The 25,864-nt window shown below is 67.8% G+C and carries 14 protein-coding genes; 3 read left to right on the top strand and 11 right to left on the bottom strand.

Annotation, left to right across the window (positions count from 1 at the left end; all coding sequences use genetic code 11):
• Positions 1-55 precede the first annotated feature (55 nt).
• From tal to ASD69_RS11520, 3 genes are all read left to right on the top strand, one after another.
• Positions 56-1,009 carry a transaldolase gene (gene tal, locus ASD69_RS11530; RefSeq protein WP_056177946.1) on the top strand — a complete coding sequence of 318 codons (954 nt, stop codon included), beginning with the start codon at positions 56-58 and terminating at the stop codon, positions 1,007-1,009.
• 10 nt (positions 1,010-1,019) lie between these two features.
• Entirely contained in the window at positions 1,020-2,294 is a 1,275-nt protein-coding gene (locus tag ASD69_RS11525) for an NAD(P)/FAD-dependent oxidoreductase (RefSeq protein WP_056177944.1), read from the top strand.
• Between the two features lie 145 nt (positions 2,295-2,439).
• The gene (locus ASD69_RS11520) at positions 2,440-3,918 is read left to right on the top strand and encodes a hypothetical protein (protein ID WP_056177942.1); all 1,479 of its coding nucleotides are present in this window, start codon (positions 2,440-2,442) and stop codon (positions 3,916-3,918) included.
• 64 nt (positions 3,919-3,982) lie between these two features.
• On the opposite strand, the gene rpoH is transcribed toward ASD69_RS11520, so the two are convergent.
• The 11 genes from rpoH to ASD69_RS11470 form a co-directional block, all read right to left on the bottom strand.
• Positions 3,983-4,861, bottom strand: coding sequence for an RNA polymerase sigma factor RpoH (gene rpoH, locus ASD69_RS11515; RefSeq protein ID WP_056177941.1), 879 nt, complete (start codon positions 4,859-4,861; stop codon positions 3,983-3,985).
• A 244-nt stretch (positions 4,862-5,105) separates the two neighbouring features.
• Positions 5,106-5,291: a hypothetical protein gene (locus tag ASD69_RS11510; protein ID WP_056177939.1), complete on the bottom strand. Its 186-nt coding sequence runs from the start codon at positions 5,289-5,291 to the stop codon at positions 5,106-5,108.
• A gap of 387 nt (positions 5,292-5,678) precedes the next feature.
• Positions 5,679-6,131, bottom strand: a complete 453-nt coding sequence (locus ASD69_RS21925) for a hypothetical protein (protein WP_157489352.1) — start codon at positions 6,129-6,131, stop codon at positions 5,679-5,681.
• 9 nt (positions 6,132-6,140) lie between these two features.
• On the bottom strand, positions 6,141-10,859 hold the full coding sequence (locus tag ASD69_RS11505) for an RHS repeat-associated core domain-containing protein (RefSeq protein WP_082576437.1): 4,719 nt from the start codon (positions 10,857-10,859) through the stop codon (positions 6,141-6,143).
• A 787-nt stretch (positions 10,860-11,646) separates the two neighbouring features.
• On the bottom strand, positions 11,647-16,755 hold the full coding sequence (locus ASD69_RS11500) for a non-ribosomal peptide synthetase (RefSeq protein WP_056177935.1): 5,109 nt from the start codon (positions 16,753-16,755) through the stop codon (positions 11,647-11,649).
• A gap of 307 nt (positions 16,756-17,062) precedes the next feature.
• Positions 17,063-19,039 carry a serine hydrolase domain-containing protein gene (locus ASD69_RS11495; RefSeq protein WP_056177933.1) on the bottom strand — a complete coding sequence of 659 codons (1,977 nt, stop codon included), beginning with the start codon at positions 19,037-19,039 and terminating at the stop codon, positions 17,063-17,065.
• On the bottom strand, positions 19,036-20,187 hold the full coding sequence (locus ASD69_RS11490) for a hypothetical protein (RefSeq protein ID WP_056177931.1): 1,152 nt from the start codon (positions 20,185-20,187) through the stop codon (positions 19,036-19,038). The genes ASD69_RS11495 and ASD69_RS11490 overlap by 4 nt, the downstream gene beginning before the upstream one ends.
• A 7-nt stretch (positions 20,188-20,194) precedes the next feature.
• Positions 20,195-21,250: a DUF1611 domain-containing protein gene (locus ASD69_RS11485; protein ID WP_082576435.1), complete on the bottom strand. Its 1,056-nt coding sequence runs from the start codon at positions 21,248-21,250 to the stop codon at positions 20,195-20,197.
• Between the two features lie 72 nt (positions 21,251-21,322).
• Entirely contained in the window at positions 21,323-23,554 is a 2,232-nt protein-coding gene (locus ASD69_RS11480; protein ID WP_056177929.1) for a TonB-dependent receptor, read from the bottom strand.
• A gap of 62 nt (positions 23,555-23,616) precedes the next feature.
• A complete protein-coding gene (locus tag ASD69_RS11475) occupies positions 23,617-24,768 on the bottom strand; it encodes a membrane dipeptidase (RefSeq protein ID WP_056177927.1) in 1,152 nt (383 codons plus the stop codon).
• Positions 24,765-25,808: a dipeptide epimerase gene (locus tag ASD69_RS11470; protein ID WP_056177924.1), complete on the bottom strand. Its 1,044-nt coding sequence runs from the start codon at positions 25,806-25,808 to the stop codon at positions 24,765-24,767. The genes ASD69_RS11475 and ASD69_RS11470 overlap by 4 nt, the downstream gene beginning before the upstream one ends.
• Between the last annotated feature and the right edge of the window lie 56 nt (positions 25,809-25,864).

Below are 25,864 nucleotides of genomic sequence, written 5' to 3'. Positions count from 1 at the left end.
CCCCGCCGCGATAGGCGAGAATGGCGGCGAATCCGACGACCAAAGAAACCCACCCATGACCAGCCAACTCGAACACCTGCGGACGCTGTCCTCGGTGGTCGCCGACACCGGCGACATCGAGGCGATCGCGCGCTTCCGCCCGCTCGACGCCACCACCAACCCTTCCCTGCTGCTGAAGGCGGCCTCGCTGCCGGCGTACGCGCCGCTGATCGACGCCGCGCTCGCCCGCAGCCGCTACGAATTCAGCGACGACCGCATCGCCGACGCCAGCGACCGCCTGGCCGTGGCCATCGGCGGCGAAATCCTCAAACTGATTCCCGGCCGCGTCTCCACCGAAGTCGACGCGCGCCTGAGCTTCGACACCGAGGCCACCCTGGCCAAGGCGCGCCGGCTGGTCCAGCTGTACGCCGAGGCCGGCATCCACCGCGACCGCCTGCTGATCAAGATCGCCTCGACCTGGGAAGGCATTCGCGCCGCCGAGCAGCTCGAACGCGAAGGCATCCACTGCAATCTGACCCTGCTGTTCTCCTTCGCCCAGGCCATCGCCTGCGCCGAGGCCGGCGTCTATCTGATCTCGCCCTTCGTCGGCCGCATCCTCGACTGGCATCTGGCCAACGGCATGAGCCCGCCGGCCACGCCGCAGGACGATCCCGGCGTGCAGTCGGTGACCCAGATCTGGCGCTACTACAAGGCCCTGGGCTACAAGACCGTGGTCATGGGCGCGAGCTTCCGCAACGTCGGCCAGGTGTTGGCGCTGGCCGGCTGCGACCGCCTGACGATCTCGCCGGACCTGCTGGGCGAACTCGAAAAGCGCGACGGCGAGGTGCCGCGCGCCCTCATCGACGACGGCGAACGCTACGAAGGCCCGCGCCCGATGAGCGAGGCCGAGTTCCGCTGGCTGCACAACCAGGACGCGATGGCCACCGACAAGCTCGCCGACGGCATCCGTCGCTTCGCCGCCGACCAGCACACCCTGGAAGACCTGCTGCGGCAGCGTCTGGAAGACTGAGGACGCGCGCATGAGCCATGAACCTCCGGGAGGCGGCAAGCGCGTCGCGCATATCGTGATCGTGGGCGGCGGCTTCGGCGGCCTGTGGACCACGCGCGCGTTGACCTCGGCCGACGTGCGCATCACCCTGATCGACCGCCGCAACCACCACCTGTTCCAGCCGCTGCTGTACCAGGTGGCCACCGCCGGGCTGTCCTCGCCCGACATCGCCGCCCCGCTGCGCCACATCCTGCGCGGCCAGCGCAACGTCGAGGTGCGGCTGGGCGAGGTGGTGGGTCTGGACGCAGCCGCGCGCGAGGTCGAACTCGCCGACGGCGACCGCATCGGCTACGACATGCTGCTGCTCGCCAGCGGAGCCTCCCATGCTTATTTCGGCCACGACGACTGGGCGCAGGACGCGCCCGGCCTGAAGACCCTGGACGACGCCCTGCACATCCGGCGTCGCCTGTTGCTCGCGTTCGAACGCGCCGAGGCGGCGCAGGACGAAGCCGAACGCGCGGCCTGGCTGAGTTTCGCCGTGGTCGGCGGCGGCCCCACCGGCGTCGAACTGGCCGGCACCCTGGCCGAGATCGCGCGCAAGACCCTGCGCCGCGAGTTCCGCCGCATCGACCCGGCCCAGGCCAAGGTGCGTCTGATCGAAGCCGGCCCGCGCGTGCTGTCCAGCTTCCCCGAGGAGCTGTCGGAGAAGGCGCGCAAGCAGCTGCAGAAGCTCGGCGTCGAAGTCGTCACCGGCACGCCGGTCAACGCGATCGACGAGCACGGCTACACCCTGGGCGACACCGTCGTGCCCGCGCGCACAGTGATCTGGGCCGCCGGCGTGGCCGCGTCCAAGCTGGGCGCGCTACTGGACGCGCCGCGCGACCGCGCCGGCCGGGTCCAGGTGCAGCCCGACCTCAGCGTGCCCGGCCATCCGGAGATCTTCGTCGCTGGCGACTTGGCCAGCGTGCAGCAGGACGGCAAGCCGGTGCCCGGCGTCGCGCCCGCGGCCAAGCAGATGGGCGCATACGTCGCGCGCGCGATCCTCGACCGCCTCGCAGGCCGGCCGACCGCACCGTTCCGCTACAAGGACTACGGCAACCTGGCCACGATCGGGCGCATGGCGGCGGTGGTCGACGTGCACGGCTTCAAACTCTCGGGCCTGCTGGCCTGGTGGTTCTGGCTGGCCGCGCACGTGTTCTTCCTGATCGGCTTCCGCAACCGCGTGATCGTGCTGATCAACTGGGCCTGGGCGTATTGGAGCTATCAGCGCCACGCCCGCATCATCCTCGGCGATCGCGACGACTAGCCGCGGCGCGGCGGACGCGCCCCGCGTCCGCCGCGCACTCGGATTCGAGGATCAGTCCACACGCGCGCGGCCGCCGGCCGCGCGCGCCGACGATGCGTTAGCATCGCCCGGACCGAGGCCCGCCTCCTCTCATCGCAGGGACGCCATGAGCGACGCACCGCACCCCAACGCCATCGCGAACCGGCCGCTCGCCCCGCTGCTGCTGGCGCTGGCCGCCTGCTCCTCCGGCGACGCGCCCAGCGCGCCCGCCGCCGCGGCGCACGCGCCGTTCGCGGACGCGGCCAAAGCCCAGGCAGCGCCCGCCAGCGCCGACGCGGTCGAGGAGTTCCTGCAGCAGGTCCGCGTCGAAAGCGACGCCGCCGACGCCCGCGACAAGCAGCAAGGCAACATGGGCTACACCGGCCGTCTGGCCGAAGCCATCGCCAGCGAAGTCGCCTATGCCGAAAAAGGCGGCGCCGCACGCCGCTTCGTGGTCGCCAACCGGCTATGGGCGCTGGCGCCGGCGACTTCGGAGCGACTGCATCGCAGCGCCGACGAACTGCTGCCGGACCAGCCGCTGATCGTCTATGAGCTGGCCTTGCACTACACCCGCAACGACGACTGCCCGCGCGCGCTGCCGCTATGGAAGCGACTGAAGACCGTTGGCGCGTTGCCGCCGCAGGCGACCTTCCTGTACGCCTACTGCCAACTCGCCACCGGCGACGAGCGCGGCGCCTACGACCTGGTGCAGGCCTCCAAAGTGCGCGAGTCGCATGTCGGCGCCGAGAAAATGTCCTACGCCGTGTTCGGCGGCACCGACTACCTGACGCTGCACGACGAGGACTACCGCAAAGCCGAAGCCGGCGACCGCGTCGCCCTGGACCGCGCGCTGGCGCGCGCCTTCGACTGGCGCAGCGACTGGTGGAACTACGGCCAGAACGCGGCCGCGCGCGACGCGCTGCACGACCTGATGGCGCGCCTGTGGTCCGCGCAGAAGCGCGAACGCGCCGAATGGGATTGCCTGTGGCCGCTGTTGATCGACAGCGAGCGCAAACTCGGCGTCGCCGACCTCGATCGCTGCCAGCTCCTGGTCGGCGCGCACTCCTATCCGGCGAGTTCGGCGCTGGGCCGGATCGTGCTCGGGCGTCTGGCCGCGGACGCGGAGGACGAACTCGACTTCTCGGCGTTCCACGCCCGCCACGCCGCGACCCTGCGCGAACGCGCCTACAGCAGCGCCGGCGATTTCGAGGCCCTGCGCGTGCTGGCCTTCCTGCAGCAGAGCGTCGGCGACGAAGCCGGCCTGGCGCAGACGGACGAACTGGGCTGGAAACGCTACCGCGACGAGACCTTCGCGCGCAGCCGCATCGAACATGCCCACCCCGCCCCGGGGCAAACGCCGGACGCCGCGTTCCGGGCCATGCTGCAACAGGCGATGCGCGACTTTCCGCAGGTGCCGCGCTTCATCCTGATCGATGCGGTCTACCGGCATCCGGATGGGGAACTGCCGGTCGCGGATCTGAGCCGCCTGCTGCAGGCCGAAACCCGCGACCTCAACCTCAGTCAGGGCCAGGCCGGCGTCCGCTCGTCCACGCAGTTGCTGTCGATGTATCGCCGCCTGGGGCAGGCCTTGAACGCGACGCCCTGAGGCGGCGCCCAAAACGAAACGGCCCGGTTTCCCGGGCCGTTTTGGTTGCGTTGGCTACCGCGGATCAGGCCGCGAACAGCGCCCGCATCTTCTTCAGCGCGTTGGCTTCGATCTGGCGGATGCGCTCGGCGCTGACGCCATATTCGTCGGCCAGTTCCTGCAGCGTGATCTTGCTGTCGGCGTCCAGCCAGCGGCGCTTGACGATGTCGCGCGAACGCTCGTCCAGGCCCGACAGGCCTTCGCGCAGCAGAGCGAGCTGGTTGTCTTCCTCGTCCTCGCGCTCGTAGCTCTGCGACGGGTCCTCGTCGTGCGCGCGCAGGTACGCGGCCGGCGACGGCGGCGCGTGGTCGTCGTCCTCGTCGGCCGGCGCATCGAAACCGACGTCGCGGCCGGACAGGCGCGACTCCATCTCCAGCACTTCGCGCTCGGAGACGTTGAGGTCCTTGGCGACCTGGCTGACTTCCTCGGCGTTCATCCAACCCAGGCGCTTCTTGCTCTTGCGCAGGTTGAAGAACAGCTTGCGCTGCGCCTTGGTCGTGGCGACCTTGACGATGCGCCAGTTCTTGAGGATGAACTCGTGCATCTCGGCGCGGATCCAATGGACCGCGAACGAGACCAGGCGCACGCCCTGTTCCGGGTCGAAGCGCTTCACCGCCTTCATCAGGCCGATGTTGCCTTCCTGGATCAGGTCGCCGATCTGCAGGCCGTAACCGTTATAGCCACGGGCGACGTGCACCACGAAGCGCAGGTGCGAATGCACCAGCTCGCGGGCGGCGTCGAGGTCTTCTTCGTCGCGGAAGCGACGCGCCAAGTCCTGCTCGTCCTCGGCGGTCAGCACCGGGATGCGGTGCACCGCGCCGATATACGCGTCCAGCGAACCGAGCGCGCTGGGCACAGGCAGGTTGTTGGCGACTAGGGCGTTCGAGAGGGGGATCTGGGTCATGGCAGCCATCTTAGCAGTCGGGGTCTATGACTGCTAAAGACCCCGGAAGTTCCGCAGTGTTGCGTGGATAGAACGAACGCCGATCCGGTCCGGGCCCGACACCAAGCCGCCCCCTGAACCGAGCGGCCCGGCCGCAACCGCACGGTCATCGCGCCCCTGTAAACGACGTGGGGCCGCACTAGGCGGCCCCAAGCCCTGACCTTCGGCAGGGGGGCCGGCCCCGTGGGACCGGCCCGCCGCCCGCTTACAGCTTCCAGGGCAGCACGTTCCAGAACCACAGGCCCCAGGCCGCAGCCAGGAACACCAGCAGGGCCAGGCTGTGGCGGATCTTGCGCCAGAAGCCGAAGTCCGGCGCGCGCCAGGCCGACCACAGCCGCACCAGGCTGAGCAGGCTCAGAACCAGCGGCAGCAGCGCCGACCACAGGGCCAAGAGTAAACAGGGGTCCGAGTGGACTTTCTAGAAAGCCCACTCTGACCCCTGCTTCTGGTTGCAATAAGGGCCGCGGCGCATGCCGGGTCGTTACTCCGTATGCATCACTGCCTAGGTTCTCTGTGAGCTGCAGCGGTTCCTGCGTGTCGCCGCGCGGGGCAGGCCCAGGTGCGGCGCGAAGCCAGCTTCTACTGAACCGGGCGCGAGACGCGGTTGAGCGACATGCGGGCCAGGCAGCCTTCTACATGGTCCACTCTGACCCTGTTTCGGGACTCACCGATCAACTGCCTTGCGCCCGCGATCACTTCCACTTAAGTCATCGCTTATGGCTGAGAGATGCCCAACGAGACCCAGAGCGAGCCAGGAAGCTCTTACAAGTTTGCTACATCACTCCGATTGCGAGCCAAAACATGGAGTTCCGGAGAGACGCCTAGCTTCAATGCTCGGACAGCTCTTAAGTTGGACTTGCGCATCAACATAGCCATTAGCGGCAGATTGCTTCAACCAGAACAGTGCCCTGATCTGCTTTGATCTTTCATCACTCGTACTCAATAGTGAGTACGCCTGGAACTGAGACTCTGCGGAGCCGTTCTCAGCACCGATCAGCGCCCATTCGAGCGCCTTTACCCGCATCTTTCGTTGTTGACCTTTCGTCAGATCATAGAAGTATCTATCTGAGAGCCTTATAGCGGCCTCCTTTGAACCAGCATTCGCCTGATCCGAAAGAATGGCCAACTCACTCTCAGAGAGGCTATGACTTTGGTTTGCCAGGGTCACACGATCCTGCGCACTCGCCATAGTCGCACCGAACAAAAACAAAGCCACGACCATTCCTTTCATACGCGCCTCCTAGTTCGGCGAGAAATGTACCCAATCGCCAACCTCAGTCGATGACACTCCGTCGGCCATCACTGCTCCTTCATCCGTGTGATAGTCGAGATGGTGAATGCTCGGAGCTATCAAGTACCAGGCAATGCCGAGTTCATTTTCTGGGATGAGCCACCCCCAATTGTTTGGCGCCCCTACCCACTGCCCCGTTTCCTTTGCCAGCCTCGCACCATACGCCTTCTTGCTTCCTTCTTCCGGTCGAACTCCGGTATTGCACGCATACAAGATGATGCGCTTATCCCGACAAGCAGCGTCATTGCTTATTCTATCCGCCAGTTGCGCAGGAGACTGCTTTGCTACATAGAACGGCGTCCCGTGGCCACCGACCAGGCATTCATCATCGCTGTCCGGAATCTTCTCAAACAGGCGCCAGGCACCGGTATTCGGCGGAAAAAGGTTCATTTTTGCAAGCCCGAGGGGATCGCTATAGGTCAACGGATCTGCACCAGCGTAGCCGTAGGTTGTGATCCCACCCCGCAAGCCGATCGGATCCGACTGCACGTACCGCCCACTCGCCGCATCGTAATCCCGGAAGTAGTTGTAGTTAAGTCCGCTCGCCATGTCATACCGCTGCCCCGGGAACCGCATGTCCAGCACGAACGCGGTGCTGTCCAGGTCCGGGTCTTGATTCGGCGGGCTGTTGCCGAACGCCTCGCCCTGTAGCGCCCAAGTCCAGATAGCGACGTCGCGGGTGCGGTCGATGACGGCGCGCGGGGTGCCCAGGTGGTCGGGTTCGATGTAATGGAGTTTCTGGTTGGCGCCGGCACCGGCCAGCAGACCGACCGGGAGGCCGTCCAACCAGATCGCCTGTTGCAACGCCTTTCCGGTGGTGTCGTAGTCGCCCAACCAACGGCCGGATTCGTCGTAGACGGTGTAGGTGTGGACGTCCGGTATGCCGCCGCTGCCGTCAGGGTTGCCGGTCACGCCCGGAACGATCGACAACACTCGCTCACCCAACGCGTTGTACGAGTAATGGCGCACGAACGTGCCACCCTGCAGCACGCTGCGCAGACGGTCGTCTTCGCCGTAGTTGAACTGCTTGGTCGTGCCACCGATGGCCGTGGTGTTGCCGACGCCGTCGTAGTCGCGCACCACGCCGTCCACCGAACTGAGTCGGTGGCTGTTACTGGCGTATGTGAACGGCTTGGTATAGCTGCCGTGTAACAGACTGGTGCGGTTGCCGATGGCGTCGTAAGTGTAGGTCTCGATCGGGACACTGCTAGTGCCGTCGCGCAGAATGGTCAGGCGCCCAAGGTTGTCGTAGTCGTAGCGGGCCAGGAACGCGCTTTGCAGCCCGTCTTTGAGTTCAGTGAGCTGGCCGGCGGCGTCGTAACCGTAGTGCAGCGACAGGCCGCCACTGGCGTTGTCCTGGATCGTGCTGGGCCGGTAGTCGAGATCGTGTTGGCGCGCCAAGGTGCGGCCGTTGCCGTAGACCCAGCCCACCGCGGGGCCGAACGGGGCGTAGCCAGTCTGGTTGAGCAGCATCGTGCGGCTGCCGCCATTCGGGGTCACGCCAACTTCGATGATGCGGCCTTGGGCGTTGCGCACATAGTCGACGACGGCACCGTCGGGGTAGTTGATCGACTTCACGTCGCCCGCGGCGGTGTAGGTGTAGTTCACCACAAAGAACCGGCCACCCACGATCTGCATCTTGGTTTCGACCTGGCCGAAACGGCCGTAGCAGTACATCATCGTGGCGCCGAAGGTCTTGGTGGTCCGGGTCATGTGGCCCTGCGCGAGCGAGGGCTCGCCGCCGCAGCCGGTATTGAAGCCGTCGTACTGATAGACGATGTCGTTGCCGCCGCTGGTGGCCAGCATCGACACCGAGGTCAAACGATTGAGCGCATCGTAAGCGTAGGTATGCGCCTGCGCATCGTTGGCGTCCTGACGGCTGCCGAGGTTGCCTGCGCTGTCGTATCCGTACTGAGTCACGCCCGTGTCAGGGCTCGTCAACTGGGTCACATCGCCGAAGCCGTTGTAGGTGTACCCGGTGTTCAAACCCTTGGGATCGGTGACCTGGGTAACCTGATCCAGCGCGTCGTACTGGTACACGGTTTCGGCGGCGATGCCGCCGGGGTCCTGCACGGTGCGCGCGATGCGGTTGAGCGGATCGTAGTCGTGGTCGACCACGCGACTGAGCGGGTCGGTCACCAGGCTGGGGTTGCCGTCGACATCAAAGGTGGTAGCGGTGATGTGGTTGCCGGCGTCCTTGTGCTGGGTTTGTTGGCCCAAGACGTTGTAGACACGCGAGAGCGTGCGGCGCAGGGTGTTACCACTGTCCTTGGTGTCTTCCTTGGTGCGGTTGCCGGCGGCGTCTAAGGTGTAATGAATGGTGTTGCCGGCATTGTCGGTGACGTCGGTCAGACGCTGGGCCACGTCGTAGGTGAACCCCAAGTAGCTACCATCGGGCTCGGTCGTGCGCTGGACCAGGCCGGTAGATTCGTAGATGACGGACGTGATCCGATCGTCCGTCTCGCTGCCGGCGTTGGGGCCGCGGACCTTGGTGGCGGTCAGCCAACCGCGCGGGTGGTACTCGTAGTCGGTGACCACGCCGTTGATGTCTTGCAGCGACAGCACGCGGCCTTGGGCGTCGTACTGCAGAATCTCGGTGACCTGGCCCAGCGCATTGGTCGTCTTCCACAAATCACCCTTGCGGTGCGGGCAAGTCGCGGGCGCCGACGCGCAGCTGGCGTCGTCGCTGGGGTAATAGGCGTAGGCGGTGACGTCGTTGAGGTCGGTGCGCGGGCCGTCCACCGATTTCAGCAGGCCCAGCAGCGGGCAGGTGCTGTTGCTGGCGGCGACGTCGGCTGCCTCGCAGTAGGCGTAGGCGGTGGTGCGGGTGGCGTTGGTGGTGGTGTCGCGCACGGTGACCGCGGTCGCCTGCTGGCGCGCGTTGCGGGTGATGCGGGTTCCGCGGTTGCCGGCCAGGGTCATCAGCAGGCGGTTAGTCGCCAGCTCCGTGCGCTGCTCGATGGTGCGCGCCTGCGCGGTACCTTGGGCCTCGGTGACCGTGTGCGCGCTGACCAACAGGCCGGAGACGGTGTCGGTGATCTCGGCGTACTGGTGCTTGGCGACCGTGCCATTGCGGTCGGTGACGGTGTCGAGGCGGCGGCGGAAGTCGGTGCTCTCGGGGTAGTAGGTGCGGTCGATCTGGCCGCGACTGTCGGACAATCCGGCTACCTTCCGTGGCACCCCGCTTCCTGCTGGGGTGGTCAGCGCGTATGCGGTGGTACCGCCCAGCGCACCGGTCACCGTTGCGCCGCCGGTAGGCGAGTAGACAAGGCCGACGCTATCTACGCCGCCGGTATGCTGACTTGAAACCGCACGCCCAGAGGCGTCGTAGGCAAACGTGGCGTAGCGCTGCCCATCTTCTCGGGTCACGCCGGTGAGGTGGCGCGGGAAGCGGCTGTCCTCGTAGTGATAGATGCGAGCTGCGCCGCCCGGGTAGATCGCGCTCTCAACCTGTCCCTGGGCGTTATAGGTGTAGGCGGCGAGCACCTGACCGGACGAGGTGAGCGCGACGATGGGCGCTTCGCCACCGGCGTTCTCATACTGAAACGTCACGACGCGGCCGCTGGAATGCGCGATCGAGGTCAGACGCGAAATGGCGTCGTACGCGTAGGCCAGCGTGCTGCCATCCGGATACCGCACTTCGGCCAACCGCCCTGCGGCATTGAACACCTGGATCCGGTCGGCCTGATGCAGCCACCAGTCGCTGCCGTTCTGGACGAGGCGGTCACCACTGCCGTCGACCGCCTCGTAAGCCGCGCCGACACTTTCGAAGGCGACATGCGATCCATCCGGCTTCAGCATTCCGCTCGGGGTGGAGCCGTCGAAGCTGAGTTTGCTATCGTGGTTGTGCGTCCAGCCGTGACCGAACCCGCCCGACACGTTGGCCGCGGCCGAATGGTAGCTGCGCTGGAGCGTGAACCAGCCCAGCGCGATATCCGACTCCTGCTGAAACTTGTCGCCGGTGGTCACATCGATGGGGTTGCCGACCAAGCTGCAGATGGCGCACTCCAGCGGATCCGACAACAGCGTCACCTCGTAAGAATTGTTGCTGCAGGTGTTGCTGGCGCTTTGCCAGGACAGATACTCGTTGGAGCAGCGCTCGCGCTGCCTCGTCGGGAACTGATTGCTGGTGATCAGGGAGCAATGGCCGCCCAATGCGGAATCGGCGCGGTACTTCAGCGTCACCTGCTGCATCTGCCTGCGCGGGACACCATCGTCCCAATCGGCCAGGGAGCTCCAACTACTCTGGGCGACAGTCGTGCCTACCGTACAGCCGTCCGCCGCGCTGCTGTTATTGGCTTGCGCGACCAGGGCCGCGATCAGTTCCGCCTCGGTATCGAAGGCGCCGACCAGGTCGACGTACTTCCAATCGCGTACGACTGAAGCCTCTTGACCCATCCAGTACGTCAGCTTGATCTCGTCCTTGGCAATGGAGACATTGCGGATGTACTTCACGTACTCGTAGGGGCCGCCGAACAGCGGAATAGCCAGTTCGGCGTCGCGCTGCGTCGGATAGATGGTGTTGTCCCCTCCGATCCACCAAGGGTGCTCGCTCTCCTGGGCCATGGCAGGCAGGGCCATCCCGAATAGCAACAAGCATTTCGCAGCCAGAGCAAGAACGACGGTGCCAATCCGAGCGCGGCGGCGCTCCACTTCCAACCACTGCATACCTTCCCCTTGGTGTTTGGCGACATCGATGCGGCGAGTATTGCGACGTCGTAGACAGGCAGCGACCGTGCCGTAAACGAGCGGCTTACGACTGCTTGTAATCGGAAATGAGGGCCTCGGCGCTGATTGCGGAAGGCAGACCACTATTAGCGGCGGCGAGCACCGGCTCTACGCCAGCCGATGGAAAGCGCCGACGGCGCCGACGGCTGCTGGCCAGCTGCCCCACACGTCCTATGTGCTTCACTGCCATGCGTCCCCTTGGCTTGCAGCGATTCCCGCGCGTCCCTGCGTAGGACAAAACTCCACGCGACGCGTCCCAATCCTGACTCGCGCATACAGCAACAGCAAGCTTTGTCCATGTCAGCAGGCGGCAGAACAACCCGTAGTCATGTCAGTGGTTCACTCTTCCACTGCTCTGTGCGGAAGCTAACAACTCTGTAGCCAGCTAGAAGGTTCATTAGGTTACGTAGCGCCGCACTCTTGCTGACTCTGTTAAGTACCCTCGACACCGGCCCGACACCAAGCCGCCCCCTTGCCCGGAAAGRCAAGAAATTAACATTTAAAATCGAACCGAGCGGCCCGGCCGCAACCGCACGGTCATCGCGCCCCTGTAAACGACGTGGGGCCGCACTAGGCGGCCCCAAGCCCTGACCTTCGGCAGGGGGCCGGCGCCGCTTCGGCGCCACGGTTTCAGAGCCGCAGGCTCAGGCCACCGCCAGCGCGCCCGCCGCAAGGCGCTTGGCCGCGCGCCGCGTTCGCCCAGCGCCTCCCCGAAAACGCAGCGGCCTCAAGATCGGCCGCCCCCCCAGCCCGCGCGAGCGATGCGCGACAGCGCCGTGCGCAGCCGCCGCCAACCGTGTTCCCACAGGCCGCTCAGCGCGCGCTTCGTGGGCGGCCGCGCATTCGCCGCCACCTGCTTGGCCAGCACATGCAGGCTACCGGTCGCGAGCTGGAGCATGGTGATCCTGGCGCCGGTCGCGGCTTCGATCCGTGCGACCGCCCGCATCGCCAACAGGGAATGGCCGCCCAGCTCGAAGAAGTTGTCGTGGCGGCCGACCCGCTCCACGCCGATCAGCGCCTGCCAGATGGCGGCGATCGTCTGTTCGATCTCGCCGCGCGGCGGCTCGAAACCGGAACCGGCCTGCGCGGCTTCGGGCGCCGGCAGGGCGGCGCGGTCGAGCTTGCCGTTGGGCGCCAAGGGCAGGCTCGACAGGCACTGGATGTGGCTGGGCAGCATGTACTCGGGCAGCGCCTCGCGCAGATGCGCACGCAGCGCGTTCGCGTCCGGCGCGTCCGCCGTCGGGACCACATAGGCCACCAGCCGCAGATCGTCCACGGCGTCCTTGCGCACCACCACGACCGCATGCGCCACCTGCGGATGGCTGAGCAGCCGGGCTTCGATCTCTCCGGGCTCGATGCGATGCCCACGCAGCTTGACCTGGAAGTCCAGCCGACCCAGATGCTCGAGCAGGCCGTCGGCGCACCAGCGCCCGCGGTCGCCGGTTCGATACAGGCGCGCGCCGACCCGGCTGTCGAAGGGATCGTCCACGAATCGTTGCGCGGTCAGCTCGGGGCGATCGTGATAACCCAGGCTGAGCCCGGCGCCGCCGATGTAGATCTCGCCCGCCACGTCGAGCGGGCACGGACGCAGATGGGCATCGAGCACGTGAATGCTGGTATTGGCGATGGGACCGCCGATCGACATGGCGCGCTCGGGCCTGACCTGCCAGCAGGTCGACCACACCGTGGTCTCGGTCGGGCCATACAGGTTCCAGGTTTCCGCGCCGCGCGCGAGCAAGGCCAGCGACAGATCGTCGGCCAGGGCTTCGCCGCCGACCAGAATCTTGAAGCGGGCGTCGCCCTGCCAGCCGGCCTCGATCAGCATCCGCCAGGTCGCCGGCGTGGCCTGCATCACGGTGGCTTGGCTGGATTCCAACAGGGCGCACAGGGCGACGCCGTCGGATGCGATCTCGCGGCTGGCGATGACGACCTCCGCGCCGACGCACAAGGGCAGCAGCAACTCCAGCGCTGCGATGTCGAAACTCAGGGTGGTGACCGCCATCAGGCGGTCGGACGCGCTCAGCCCAGGCGCCGACGCCATGCTGGCGAGAAAGTTCTCCAGCGCGCGATGCGGCACCACCACGCCCTTGGGCGTTCCGGTCGAACCGGAGGTGTAGATCACGTAGGCGGGGTCTTGCGCGCGCGCGTCGCGCTGCGGGTCCGCGCTCCATTCGATGTCGGCCCCGTCGTCCGACTCGGCGATCAAGTCGGCCAGATCCAGCCCGCGCTCCGGGGGCAGGATCGCCTGCCATCGTTCCGCGGCGCCCACCATCAGATCCAGGCCCGCGTCGCCGGCCATATAGGCCAGACGCGACCACGGATACTCGGGGTCGAGCGGCACGTAGACGGCGCCCGCCCGCAGGATCGCCAGCAGCGTCACCACCATTCCGGTGCCGCGCGGCAGGCAGACGCCGACCCGGGAGCCGCGCGCCACGCCGCGCGCGCGCAACCGATGCGCGGCGCGGTGCACGCGCGCGCAGAGCTCGCGATAGCTCAAGCGTTCGTCGCCGTAGCGCAGTGCCGGCGCATCGGGGCGATGGGCCATGCGGGCGGCCAGCTGGTCCACGACTCGACCGTCCCGCCCCAACGGGCGAGCGGTCGCATTGCCGTCGACCACGAGCCGCCGATATTCCTCGCCTGGCAGCACGTCGAGGGTGGCGATGTCGTCGTCGCCGCCGGCTTCCAAGGCCGACACCAAGGCGGCGATCGCGGTGGACGCGTAGGCGGCGATGCGCGCCGGATCGGCGCCGGCGATGCATTGGGCGGCGAGGACGAAGCCGTCGCCGGACTGGTCGACCGTCAGCGAGATCGGATAGTTAGTGCGTTCCTCGTCGGACAGCAGGGTGATGCCGGACAGGCGCGGATCGCGGGCGGCCCCGCTACCGGCGTGGAAATGCCCCGCGTCGCCATGGCGGTAGTTGAGCAGGGAGTTGAACAGCGGCGCAGGCGCCGGCACGGCGCTGCAGGATCGCGCCAGCACCAGCGAGGCGTGTTCGTGTTCCAGCAACTCCGCCAACTGCGCATGCACCGCCGCGACGGTCCGGCGCACGCTGCCCTGCGTCAGTCTGACCCGCAGCGGCAAGGTATTCATCAACAGGCCCACGCATCCGTTGGTCTCGTCGCCGGTGGCGAGGCGGCCGGAAAGCACGGTGCCGAACACGACGTCGTCGCGGCCGTCGCAGCGCGCGAGCACCATCGCCCAGGCCACATGGAACAGCACGGCCGCACTGACGCCCGCCGCGCGCGCCGACGCGGACAACCGCGCGCACATCGCCGGGTCCAGCCGGATCCGGCTTTCCGTCGCCTGGTGGCCATCGTTGCGGACATCGACCAGGCCGAAAGGGGTCGTGGGTTCGCACAGGTCGCCGAGCTCGCGTTCGAAATAGGCTTTCGCGCCGGCCTGGTCACGCGACAAGGTCTGGCCGACGAAAGTGCGGAACGACGGCACCGGCCCGGACAGGCGCTCCGGCGCGCCCGCCAGGATCGTCGCGACTTCGTCCCACAGCACATTCTCGGACACGTTGTCGTTGATGATGTGGTGCGACAGCAAGGCGAGCGTGCAGCCCTCGCCCTTCGCATCGCCCAGCATCACCGCGGAGAACAGCGGCGCCTGGTCCAGGGCCATGCGTCGCATCAGCGGATCGGTGCACGCCAGCAGGCGCGCGCGGCCATCGCGCCGGCCGCGCAGCTTGAGCACCGGCAGCTGCGCGCGACGCAATACCACCTGCACCGGTCGCGACAGGCCGCGCCAGAGTATCGCCGTGCGGAACGCATCGTGGCGATCGATGACCTGTTGCAGCGCGGCCAGGAACCGCTGCGCGCGCGCGCTCGAATCGAAGCCGAGCAAGCGTCGCGACAGATAGGCATCGCCCTGCTGCTGCAAACGGTGATGGAACAGCATCCCCTCCTGCAGCGGCAGCAGCGGATAGATGTTCTGGATGTTGCCCGCCCCGCCCGGCACCTCGGCCGCGATCCGCGCCAGTTCCCGCGCATCGAGATCGAGCAAGGGAAACATCTCCGGGGTGATGACGATCGCGTCTTCCGGCACGTGCGACACGGGCAGCGCGACGACGGCGGGTGGCCGCGTGGCGGTCATCGCGGCACACAGGCCCGCGAGCGTGGGATGGGCGAACACCATGTGCGCGTCCACCGTCCACCCGTGTTGGCGCAGCCTGTGCAGCATCGCGACCAGCAGCAGCGAATGCCCGCCGAGTTCGAAGAAGTGGTCGTCGCGGCCGACCTGCTCCAGACCCAGCAGCGACCGCCAGAGGCCGGCGACCTCCTGCTCGAGCTCGCCGCGCGGCGCATCGAAGGCCTGCTGGGCGAGGGACGCGCGCGACGGCGCCGGCAGCCGCGCGCGATCGATCTTGCCGCTGGCCAGCATCGGCAGCCGCGCAAGCAGCACGAAGGCGGAGGGCAGCATGTGCCCGGGCAAGCGCAGCCGCAGCGCGACACGCAGCGTGTCGGCCTTCAGATCCGCGCCCGAGGCATAGGCCACCAGCCGCGGCTCGCCGCGCGCATCCTCGCGCAGCACCACCGCGCAGTCCACGACCCCGTCGATCGCGGCCAAGGCCGACTCCACTTCGCCCAGTTCGATCCGATAGCCGCGCACCTTCACCTGCGTGTCGGTGCGGCCGATGAAGTCGAAGTTGCCGTCCGCGCGCTGGCGCACCCGGTCGCCGGTGCGGAACATGCGCGCGCCGGGACGCGAGGGATGCTCGATGAAGCGCTCGGCGGTCAGCCGTGGCTGGTTGCGGTAACCGCGTGCCACGCCCACGCCGCCCACGTGCAATTCGCCGACCACGCCCGGCGGCACCTGCCGTTGCTGCGCATCCAGCACTTCGCACCAGACGCGGTCGATCGGTCGGCCGATCGGCACCGCCGCATCGCCCGCCAGCTCGGCGGGCACTTCGTAATGGGTCGCGTCGATGGTGGTCTCGGTCGGCCCGTAGAAGTTGCCCAGCCGCGCGCCGGGCGCGATCTCGCGCAATCGGCGCGCCAGTTCCGCGGTCAGCGCGTCGCCGCCACAGGCCACGTAACGCAAGCTGGCCGGGGCCAGCGAGGGCTCGCCGAGCAGGCCGCGCAGAAGCGAGGGCACGCAGTTCAACAAGCTCACTTGCCGCCCCGCGATCAAGGCGGCCAGGTAGGGCATGTCCAATTGCCGCGAGGGATGGGCCAGCACCAGCGCGGCGCCGCTTTGCAGGGGCGCGAAGAATTCCACCAGCGTGGCATCGAAACTGATCGAATTGCACTGCAGGATGCGGTCGTCGGGAACGATGGCGACGGCCTCGCGCAACCATGCCGCATGACTGGCCAGTCCCCGGTGCAGCAACTCCACGCCCTTGGGCGGCCCGGTCGAGCCGGAGGTATAGATAACGTAGGCGAGTTGTTCTTCCGCTATCTCGATGTCCAGATCGCTCGCCGCCCACTGCGACAGCGCATCCCAGGCCGTATCCACGCATACGCATTCGACGCCATGGCTATTCGCAGGCAGTCGCTCGCGCAGCCACGACTGGGTCAGGACCACGGGCGCGGCGGTGTCGGCGAGCATGAACGCCAGCCGGTCCGCCGGGTAGTTGGGATCCAGCGGTACGAACGCGCCCCCCGCCTTCAGTACCGCCAACAGCGCCACGGGCAGATCCAGCGAGCGCTCCATCAGAACGCCGACGCAGACCTCCTCCCGGACGCCCAACGCGCGCAGGTGCCGGGCCAGGCGATTGGCGCGGGCGTTGAGTTCGGCGTAGCGCAGCGATTGTTCGCCGCAGAGCGCGGCGACTGCATCCGGCGAACACGCGGCCTGACGCTCGATCGGTCCGTGCACAGGATCGAAGCGCATTCTTTCACGCGCGAGCGCGACCTGTACTGTCGCCAACATGAGCCCGATGCCCCCTTCGTCGCACGCGGGACAGACGAGACGATGGCGATCCGCCCACGGCGAGGCCTGTTAGATCGGTCACGCCCAACCACCCGAGACGGCGACTCAATAAGCCTAACGACGGCCTTCGGGGAATCCGGTCAAATCGTCAGGCGAGACTCGGCGTGTTGCCGGTTGCGCCACCGGCAAAGCACGTGGGGCCGCTCTCGGCGGCCCCAGACCCTGGCCGTTGGCAGGGGACCGGCCCCAGGCAGGGCCGGCCGCCGGCTCAGACCCGCCAGGGCAGCACGTTCCAGAACCACAGGCCCCAGGCCGCGGCCAGGAACACCAGCAGGGCCAGGCTGTGGCGGAGCTTGCGCCAGAAGCCGAAGTCCGGCGCGCGCCAGGCCGACCACAGCCGCATCAGGCTGAGCAGGCTCAGCGCCAGCGGCAGCAGCGCCGACCACAGGGCCAAGCGCAGCAGCGGCGCGGGATAGCTGAAGACGGCGTCGTTGCCGGCCGCGGCGATCTGGGCGAAGGCCACGCCGAACAGCACCGCGAACAGCAGCCAGGCCACGGCGGTCCAGGCCAGCAGGCGTGCGCTGCCCTGCCCGGCCGCCTTGCGATCGGCGGCCGGACGCTTGCGCCGCAGCCAGGCGCCGGTCAGCACGCCCAGCGCGGCCAGTACCGCCAGGCCCAGCGCCGCGTAGAGCAGGTTGGGATCGTTGAAAGCGCCGACCCGGTCGAGCACGTCGTGGCCGTAAGGCGAGACGAAGCCGACCACCGCCCCGCCCTCGCGCAGGAACGCGAGCCGGCCGGGGCCGTCGACCGCGCGGAACACGTCCGGCTTCTCCAGCACCCAGCGCGAAGTCTCGCCGCCCGCGCTCAGGGTCAGATAGCCCTCGTCGGTGACGCCGACCTCGGCATTGGACGCGGTCAGCAGCTTTTCGAACGCGCGGTAGTTGCGGCGCTCGCCCTGGTACTTGCCCACGTAGGGCTGGGCCAGCTTGGCCGCGTCCTTGGACAGTGCCGGCAAGGGCCCGGGCCGCGCGCGTTCGAAGTAGCGCTGCAGCAGCAGCGCGGGCAGCTCCGCAGCCAGGCGCACGCCGGTGTCGGTGTTGGTGGACACGAACACGCCGAAACCCAGCTCCGGCACCGCGACCATATTGGAGTGGAAGTACAGGGTGGCGCCGCCGTGCTCCAGGCTGTGCACCTGTCCGTACTGGCGACGGAAATAGCCGTAGGCGAAGCCGGTCGCATCCGGCGCGGTGCGGAACAGCGGCGCGCCCTCCAGCTTGGCGAAAGCCGCCGCCGGCACGATGCGCTGGCCGTCGAGTTCGCCGCGGTTGAGCAGCATGCGCAGGTAGCGCGCCATGTCGGCGGCATCGCTGGACACCGCGCCGGCCGGGCCGACCTGGGCGATGTACTCGAAGCCCTCGGTCTTGTAGCCGCCCTGGCTGCGCAGGTGGCCGTCGGACCACAGGCCCTTGAAGGCCGGCCCGGCGTTGCGCGGATCCTGCGCGCCCAGCGGCTCGCGGAAGGTGGTGCGGTGCATGCCCATGGGCTGGAACAGGTCGCGCTCGATCAGGCTCTCGAACGGCACCCCGGCCACGCGCGACAGCACCAGACCCAGCAGGGTCACGCTGTAGTTGGAATACACCGCGTGCTGGCCGGCCTCGCGCACGCGCTGCGGGCGATGGCGCAGCACATAGTCGTGCAGGCTGAGCGCGGCCTTGGGCTCCTTGGCGAACAGGTGGCCGAACGCGGAGTCCTCGTAGCCGGCGGTGTGGGTGAGCAGGTGGCGCACCAGCACCGGGCGGTAGCCGTCGTCGGGCAGCTTGAGCTCGTCGGGCAGATAGTCGTTGACCGGCGCGTCCAGCTTGAGCTTGCCGGCCTCGATCAGCTTCAGCGCTTCCAGATAGGTGAAGGTCTTGGACACCGAGCCGATCCGGAACAGGCTGGCCTCGGCAGTGACCGGCCGCGCCGGGTTCTGCCCGGCCAGGCCATAGCCCTTCAACAGCAGCGGGCCCTGCGCATCGACCACCGCCACGGTGACGCCGGCGATGCCGTAGCGACGGCGGTAGGCATCGACGACGCCGTCGACATAGGCGGCGACGTCCTGCGCGTCCAGGCGCGCGGGCGCGACCTCGGCGGACGCTGTTGGCGGCGCTGGCGCCGGCGTTGGCGCGGGATCGGCATGGGCAATGCCGATGCCGACGACCAGCGCGGCGGCGGCGAGCAGATGGGTGCAGCGCGGGAACCTCATGCTTGTTCTCCGGTATCGATCGATGGATAAGGTTTTGGGATTGGCCGCAAACGTCCGTACAGCAACAGCCACAGCCCCCAGCTCAGCAGCGGCAGCACGTACACCGCCAGCAGCACGTAGGACAGGCCGCGATAGCCTTGTGCGATCAGCCCCACCAGGCCCACGTGGTCGGCCAGAAAGATCGAACCGGCCAACAAGGCCGTCGCGATCAAACCGCGTCCGCCGCGCGACAGATCGCTACCGCGACGCGCGTGCCAGGCCGTGGCGACGCGTTCGTTGATGGCGTGAACGGCGCCCGCGCCGCTCTCCAGCAGAGCGGACAAGATCATCAGCTGGAACAGGCTGTGAAACAGCGGCCAGCGCAATCGTTGCAGCAGGAAATCGGAAGGCAGCGCTTCGTCGGCGATCTGCGGGTAGTAGGCGATCATGCAGACGAAGAACGCGATCGCCGGCAGCATCGCCAACGGCCCGGCGATCAACCCCGCCACCGCCGCTTCGCGACGGCTGCGGAAGTGGCGCACGATCGGCAGGATCACCACCGCGCCGATGATGTTGTAGCCGGCGTAGGTCAGACCGTTCAGCGCCCAGTCCTCGGCAGCGGGGGCGCTGGCGAAATTGGCCGCGATGCGATCGCCGAAGCGCGACAACGCGAGCAGCAGAAACAGCGCGTAGATGCCGTAGAGGAAGACCGACACCCACTTGAACAAGCGCTCCACCGCGTCGTTGCCGAAGCTGACCACCGCGGCGATGGCCAGCATCAGACCGAGGGTGCCCAGCAGCGGCGGCCACCCGAACATGGCCTGGCCGATAGCCCCGGCGGCGGCGCCGAACACCGCCAGCAACACGATCAGCAGCGCCAGGTAGGCGAGCTCGAACAGGCCCCAGAACGGTCCCAGCAAGGCGCGGAAGAAACTGCGGTAGTCGTAGGTGCGCGCGGCATAGGCGAACGCGAACGTCGCCATGCAGATCGCGCTCCACAATGCCATCGCCAACAGCATGCCGGCGATGCCGCCCCAGGGACCGCCGGGCAGGAAGAACTCCGCCAACTCGCGCCCGGTGGCGTAGCCGCCGCCTATGACCACCGCCTTGAAAGCGAAGCCGGGCAGCAGATAGCGCTGGAACCACGACGCACGCGCGGTGTCGGTCATCGCCGGCCTAGCCCGAACGTCCGAGGCAGGAATGCACCAGCGCCTGCAAGGCGGGGCCGCCGCGGATCGGATCGGCCACCGGCAGACCCAGCCGCAGGCTTTCGCTGGCGATCAGCGCCTGCGCGGCGGCATCGTCCAGATGCGCGGTGTTGAGGCTGATGCCGGCGCAGCGGATCGCCGGATTGGTGCGTCGGCCCAGCAACAGATTGAGTTCGATGGTCTCCTCGATCGACGGCAGCGCATAGCCCGGATAGCCCAGCACTTCGCGCCGCCCGGGCTCGTGGCAGACCACGATCGCATCGGGCTGGCTGCCGTGCAGCAGGGCCAGCGCCACGCCCGCATAGGCCGGATGCGACAGCGAGCCCTGTCCTTCGATCACGTCCCAGTGCGCGGGATCGGCGTCGGGACTCAGCCACTCGGCGGCGCCGGCGGCGAAGTCCGACACCACCGCATCCATCGGCAGGCCACGTCCGGCGATCAGGATGCCGGTCTGGCCGCTGGCGCGGAAATCGGCATCCACGCCCAGCGCGCGCATCGCCCGCGCCAGGCTCAGCGCGGTGTACTTCTTACCCAGCGCGCAGTCGGTGCCGACGGTGAGCAGGCGCTGCCCGCTGCGCTTGCGGCCGCTGGCCACCGGCAGGCCCCGTGGTGGCTCGCGCACGTCGATCAGTCGCCGCCCATGCCGCGAGGCCTGTTCGCGCAAGGCCGGGATATCGGCCAGGCGCGCGTGCATGCCGGCGACCAGGTCCAAGCCCTGCGCCAGCGCCTCCAACAGCGCCGGCAACCAGTGCGCGGGGATCACGCCGCCGACGTTGGCCACGCCGATCACCATCGCGCGCGCACCGGCCGCGCGCGCCTGCGCCGGCGTGAGCGCGCTCATGCCCAGGCTCACGCCGCCGGGCAAGGCGTACTCGCCCAGGCAGCGTTCGCTGGCCCAATCGCGCAGGCCGAACGCGGTCTTGGCATAGGCCGGCGCGGCGGTATCGCCGAGAAACAGCAGATAGGGCTGCGGCAGATCCAGCATCGGCAGGGCATCGTTCGAACAGGCGTTAGCTAGCGACATGCGGGCATTCCGTTGCGAGACATTCCACGGGATCGTGCCGCGCGGCGACGCGCGGCACCGGTACGGGCGAGCTCAGAACCAGACATCGAATTCCAGGCCCACGGTGCGCGGTTGCAGGCGGACGGCCTGCCATTCGCGCAGATCGCCGGTGATACCGTTGAAGACCGGCGATATCGCGCTGTAGTCGCGGTTGTCGGTCAGGTTGCGCACGTACAGGCGCAGGGTCCAGCGGCCCTTGGACACATCGGCGTTGAGATTGAGTTGGCCGCTGCTGGCCAGGCTCACCGCCTGCGGATTGCTGTCGACGTTGCTCTTGCGCTCGCCGAGCCAGTGGTAGCTGCCGCCGACGTGGCCGGACATGCCCGCGGGCAATGCGAAGTTGTAGTCGGCGGTCGCGGCCATCGTCCATTTGGGAATGCCGGGCAATCGGTCCCCGGCCGCACCGCCCAGTGAATCGGCCTGGTCGCGGAGCTTCGCATCGGTATAGGACGCGTTGAAGCCGACCAGCAAGTTGGGAGTAAGCTTGAACGCAGACGTCAGCTCAATGCCCTCACTGCGCGCGCTTCCGGCGTTGGCGAAATAGCTCAGCCCATTAGGCGTCGACGCCGAGAGCTGCATGTCCTCCCAGTCGATCCGATACGCGGCCAGATCGATCGACGCACGCCCATCCAGCAACAGGGATTTCCAACCCAGTTCGTAGTTCACTAGGCTGTCGGCGTCCACAGTCGGCGGAACGCCCGGCAAGGCGATATTGGGCCCACCCGGCCGATAGCCGCTGGCTACGCGCAGGTACAGCATGTCGTCGTCGCTCAGATGCCAGCGCGAACCAAGCAGGTAGGTGACGACCTCCTCGGACGAGGCGCCCGGCGTGACCCCGACGTCGGCCAGGCTGCCGGCGCTGATGATTTGCTTGAAGCTCTGATCGTTGCTCGCATAGCGCAGGCCGGCGGTGACGTCGAAGCGCTCGCTGAACTTGTAGGTCAGATTGCCGAACAGTGCGTGCTCGCGATAGCTCGACGGCAGGTCGGCGACCAGCAACGGGTCCAAGGCGGTCGGTACGCCGGCCAGGGATTCGGAGCTCGCGCTTTGATGATTGGTGGAACGCTCGTGGGTATAGAACGCGCCCAACAGCCACTCCACCGGCCCCTCGGACTTGGACGCCAGGCGGAATTCCTGGGTCCATTTCTTCAGTCCCAGCGTCAGCGGGAATACCGACCGTCCCTCGGGCTCGCCGAGAATTGCCGGAATCACCGGGCCATAGGTCTTGCTCAAATCGTTGACCTGCAGCAAGTCGGTCTTTGAGTAGCTGGTGGCGGACACGAAGTCCGCCCATTGCAGATCCCAGTTGAGCGTGGCGGCGAGATAATCCACCTGCTTCTCGAAACGCTCGCGCACCGGCTTGCCGGTGGCATCGCGGCCGAAGCTGGGCTGCAGGGTCAGGGCATCGAGCGTGACCAGACTGTTGTCGTCGGCATCGATGCGCTGATGCAGCGCGGTCACCTTCAAACGCACATCGTCGTTGGGCTGCCACAGCACAGACGCCAACCCGCTGCGTTGGTGCGTGTCGTTGATGCCCTGGCGACCGCTGAAGTGGTTATCGACCCAGCCGGGGGTGAATTCGTTGGCGAACGACGCGCGCAAGGCGAGCTTGCCGGGAATCAACGGCGCATTGACGCTGGCCCGCGCGTTCCAGCCGGTGCCGTCGGCGCCCTTGACGTTGGACACGCCCACGCCGGCACGGCCCTCGTGGGCGTCCAGATCGGGATCCTTGAGCACGTACTTGAGCAAGCCGCCCATCGCGCTGGCGCCGTACAGCGTGCCTTGCGGGCCGCGCAGCACTTCCACGCGCTCGATGTCGTAGGGCAGCAGATCGAGCAGGAAGGCGCCCGAACGCGCGAGGTTGCCGCTGGAGCCCAGCGGGGTATCGTCGATGTAGGCCGCGACCACCGCGCTCGGGCCCAAGGTAGGAATGCCGCGCAACGACACGCTGGTCTGCCCGGGCGTGCCGCCGTCGTCGATAGTCATCGCCGGCAGGTAGCCGTTGAGGTCGGACAGCTGGGTGACGTGCTGGCTCTCCAGCTGCTGCTCGCCCACCACGCTGATTGCCGCCGGCACCTTGCGCTCGTCCTCGGCGCGCTTCTGCGCGGTGACGGTGACGGTTTCCAAGGTCGCCGAGGGTTTGCGCTGGTCCGGTTCGGCGGCGGCGTCCTGCGCCAGGGCGATGCCCGGCGCCGCGGATAAGGCCAGGGCGATGCACCAGCCCAGGGCATTGGGGTCGAGACGACGGCGATCTTGGTTGTGCATGAGTTCCCCCCCGGGAATGGAATGCGACTGCGGATGAAACACGGATGTTGCGGATCGATCGCTCAGCGCCAGACTTGGCCGAGCAAGCGACGGAAATTGCCGCCGAGCACGGCTTCGATGTCGGCGTCGGCATAGCCGCGCTTGATCAGCGCTTCGGTCAGCTCGTAGATCTTGGTCGGGCGGTCGAAGCCCTCGATATCGATGCGCTCGCGGAAGCCGTAGCTGGCCTTGTAGGCCGCGCGCAGGGCCTTGAGCTGGTCGGCCGGCATGGCGTCGTAGCCGTACAGGTCGGCGTCGGAGCCGATGCCCACATGCTCGATGCCGACCAACTTGGCGACGTGGTCGATGTGATCGACGATGCCGTCGATGGTGGTCGGCTCCTTGGCGCCGACGAACATGCGCACGCCGGTGATGCCCATCACGCCGCCCTTGGCCGCGAGCTTGCGGATCGCCTCGTCGGTCTTCAGGCGCGGATGGTCGTTGAGCGCGCGGCAATTGGAATGGGTGATCGCGATCGGCCCCTTGGCCAGTTCGATCGCATCCAGGGTGGTGCGCGCGCCGCAGTGCGACACGTCGACCAGCACGCCGACGCGCTCCATCTCCTGCACGATCGCCACGCCGTAATCGCTGAGGCCGCCATCCTCGCGCTCGGTGCTGCCCGAACCGATCAGGGTCTGGGCGTTGTAGGTCAGCTGGGCGCAGCGCAGGCCCAGGCCGTGGAAGAACTTGACGTCGTCCTTGCTGCGGAACTGCTCGGCGTTCTGCACGCCGGCGATCACCGCGATCTTGCCGTCGCGCTTGGCGCGGTCCAGGTCGGCGGCGCGGTCGACCAGCAGGAACAGGTCGCTGTGGCGGGCCAGGAAGCCGTGCCAGCCCGCCAGGTACTCGGCCACGCGCTCGCGCGCATCGGCGCCCTCCAGGCCCCAGGCGTTGTGGAACACGTCGATGCCGCTGGCGCGGAAATCGGCGATCTCGGCTTCGCTGAGCGTGCGCGTATAGACGTCGGGCCGCAGGTCCAGGCGCAGCGGCGCCAGCATGTCGATCACCAGCCCGCGTTCGACGACGGCGCGGGCGCGCGCCGAATAGCGCCCGGGATCGGCGCGACGCGGCCGCTTCGCAGCGGCGGCGCCGCGCAAATTCAGGGCCAGGGCGGCGCCGGCCGACGCCAGCAGCAGCGCGCGCCGGCTCAGGCGCGGGGACAGATCGTCGCTCATGCGATGGACTCCGTGGAGATCGGGGATAGGCGGGACGCGACGCCGTCGCCCCAGACGGACGCCGGGCAATGGATGCGCCCGTCGCGGTAGAACACCGCCTCGGCGCGGTCCTGGGCGATGAAGCTGGGGCCGTCGAGATCGACGTAGTCGCAGCGCTGCGCGAGCACGAACGCGGGCGCCGCCGCCCAGCTGCTGCCGAGCATGTTGCCGACCATGGTCTTCAGGCCCAGCGCGCGCGCGCGCTCGACCATCAGCAGGGCTTCGGTGAGGCCGCCGCATTTGTCCAGCTTGATGTTGACCACGCGATAGCGGCCGACCAACGCTTCGATGTCGTCCAGGCCCTGCACGCTTTCGTCGGCGATCAGTTCCAAGCCGCTGTCCAGCGCGTCCAGGTCGGCGTCGCTGCCGCGCGCGAACGGCTGCTCGAGCAAACGCACGCCTTGCTCATGCAACACCGCGATCAGCGGCGCGATGCTGTCCAGGCGATAGCCCTGATTGGCATCCACCGCCAAGGTCGCATCGGGTCGGGCCGCGCGGGCGGCGCGCACGCGCGCGCAATCGGCATCGGCGTCGCCGTCCAACTTGAGTTTCAGCACCCGCGCTTGCGCATGCGCGCGCGCACCGGCGGCCACGGTGGCGGGGTCGTCCGCGCCCAGGGTGAACATCGTGGTCAGCGGCTGCGGCGCGTCGATGCCGGCCAGCGCCCACACCGGCCGGCCGCTCAACTGCGCCTCCAGTTCCCACAGCGCGCAATCGATCGCGTTGCGCGCGCCGCCCGGCGGCAGCAGTGCGCGCAAGGCCTCGCGATCGATGCCGGACTCGATCGCCTCGCGTTGCGCAAGCACGCTCGCCTGCATCGTGGGCGGGTCGTCGCCGAAGTAATAGACGCCGCTGGCCTCGCCGCGGCCGCGACAGCCGTCCTGCTGCAACTGCGCGACCAGGGCCGGCATCGCCGCGAAGGCGTGACCGGCGATGCGCAGCGGCGTGCGCAGCGGCAGGGGTTCGATCGCGAGCTGCAGGCGGCGGGACGGTTGAGGCATGCGCGCTGCGGCTCCGGTGGCGGTTACAACCACGCGGACCGTGGTTATTTTCTATA

It is taken from the genome of Lysobacter sp. Root604, assembly GCF_001427505.1.
Taxonomy (GTDB): Bacteria; Pseudomonadota; Gammaproteobacteria; order Xanthomonadales; family Xanthomonadaceae; genus Lysobacter.
This window is presented reverse-complemented; position numbering and strand designations above follow the sequence as displayed.

Coding starts and splice junctions, on each gene's coding strand:
- ASD69_RS11525 (WP_056177944.1), top strand. CDS start 1,020: ATGAGCCATGAACCTCCGGGAGGCGGCAAGCGCGTCGCGCATATCGTG.
- ASD69_RS11485 (WP_082576435.1), bottom strand. CDS start 21,250: ATGTCGCTAGCTAACGCCTGTTCGAACGATGCCCTGCCGATGCTGGAT.
- ASD69_RS11500 (WP_056177935.1), bottom strand. CDS start 16,755: ATGCGCTTCGATCCTGTGCACGGACCGATCGAGCGTCAGGCCGCGTGT.
- ASD69_RS11480 (WP_056177929.1), bottom strand. CDS start 23,554: ATGCACAACCAAGATCGCCGTCGTCTCGACCCCAATGCCCTGGGCTGG.
- tal (WP_056177946.1), top strand. CDS start 56: ATGACCAGCCAACTCGAACACCTGCGGACGCTGTCCTCGGTGGTCGCC.
- ASD69_RS21925 (WP_157489352.1), bottom strand. CDS start 6,131: ATGAAAGGAATGGTCGTGGCTTTGTTTTTGTTCGGTGCGACTATGGCG.
- ASD69_RS11470 (WP_056177924.1), bottom strand. CDS start 25,808: ATGCCTCAACCGTCCCGCCGCCTGCAGCTCGCGATCGAACCCCTGCCG.
- ASD69_RS11505 (WP_082576437.1), bottom strand. CDS start 10,859: ATGCAGTGGTTGGAAGTGGAGCGCCGCCGCGCTCGGATTGGCACCGTC.
- ASD69_RS11520 (WP_056177942.1), top strand. CDS start 2,440: ATGAGCGACGCACCGCACCCCAACGCCATCGCGAACCGGCCGCTCGCC.
- ASD69_RS11495 (WP_056177933.1), bottom strand. CDS start 19,039: ATGAGGTTCCCGCGCTGCACCCATCTGCTCGCCGCCGCCGCGCTGGTC.
- ASD69_RS11490 (WP_056177931.1), bottom strand. CDS start 20,187: ATGACCGACACCGCGCGTGCGTCGTGGTTCCAGCGCTATCTGCTGCCC.
- rpoH (WP_056177941.1), bottom strand. CDS start 4,861: ATGACCCAGATCCCCCTCTCGAACGCCCTAGTCGCCAACAACCTGCCT.
- ASD69_RS11475 (WP_056177927.1), bottom strand. CDS start 24,768: ATGAGCGACGATCTGTCCCCGCGCCTGAGCCGGCGCGCGCTGCTGCTG.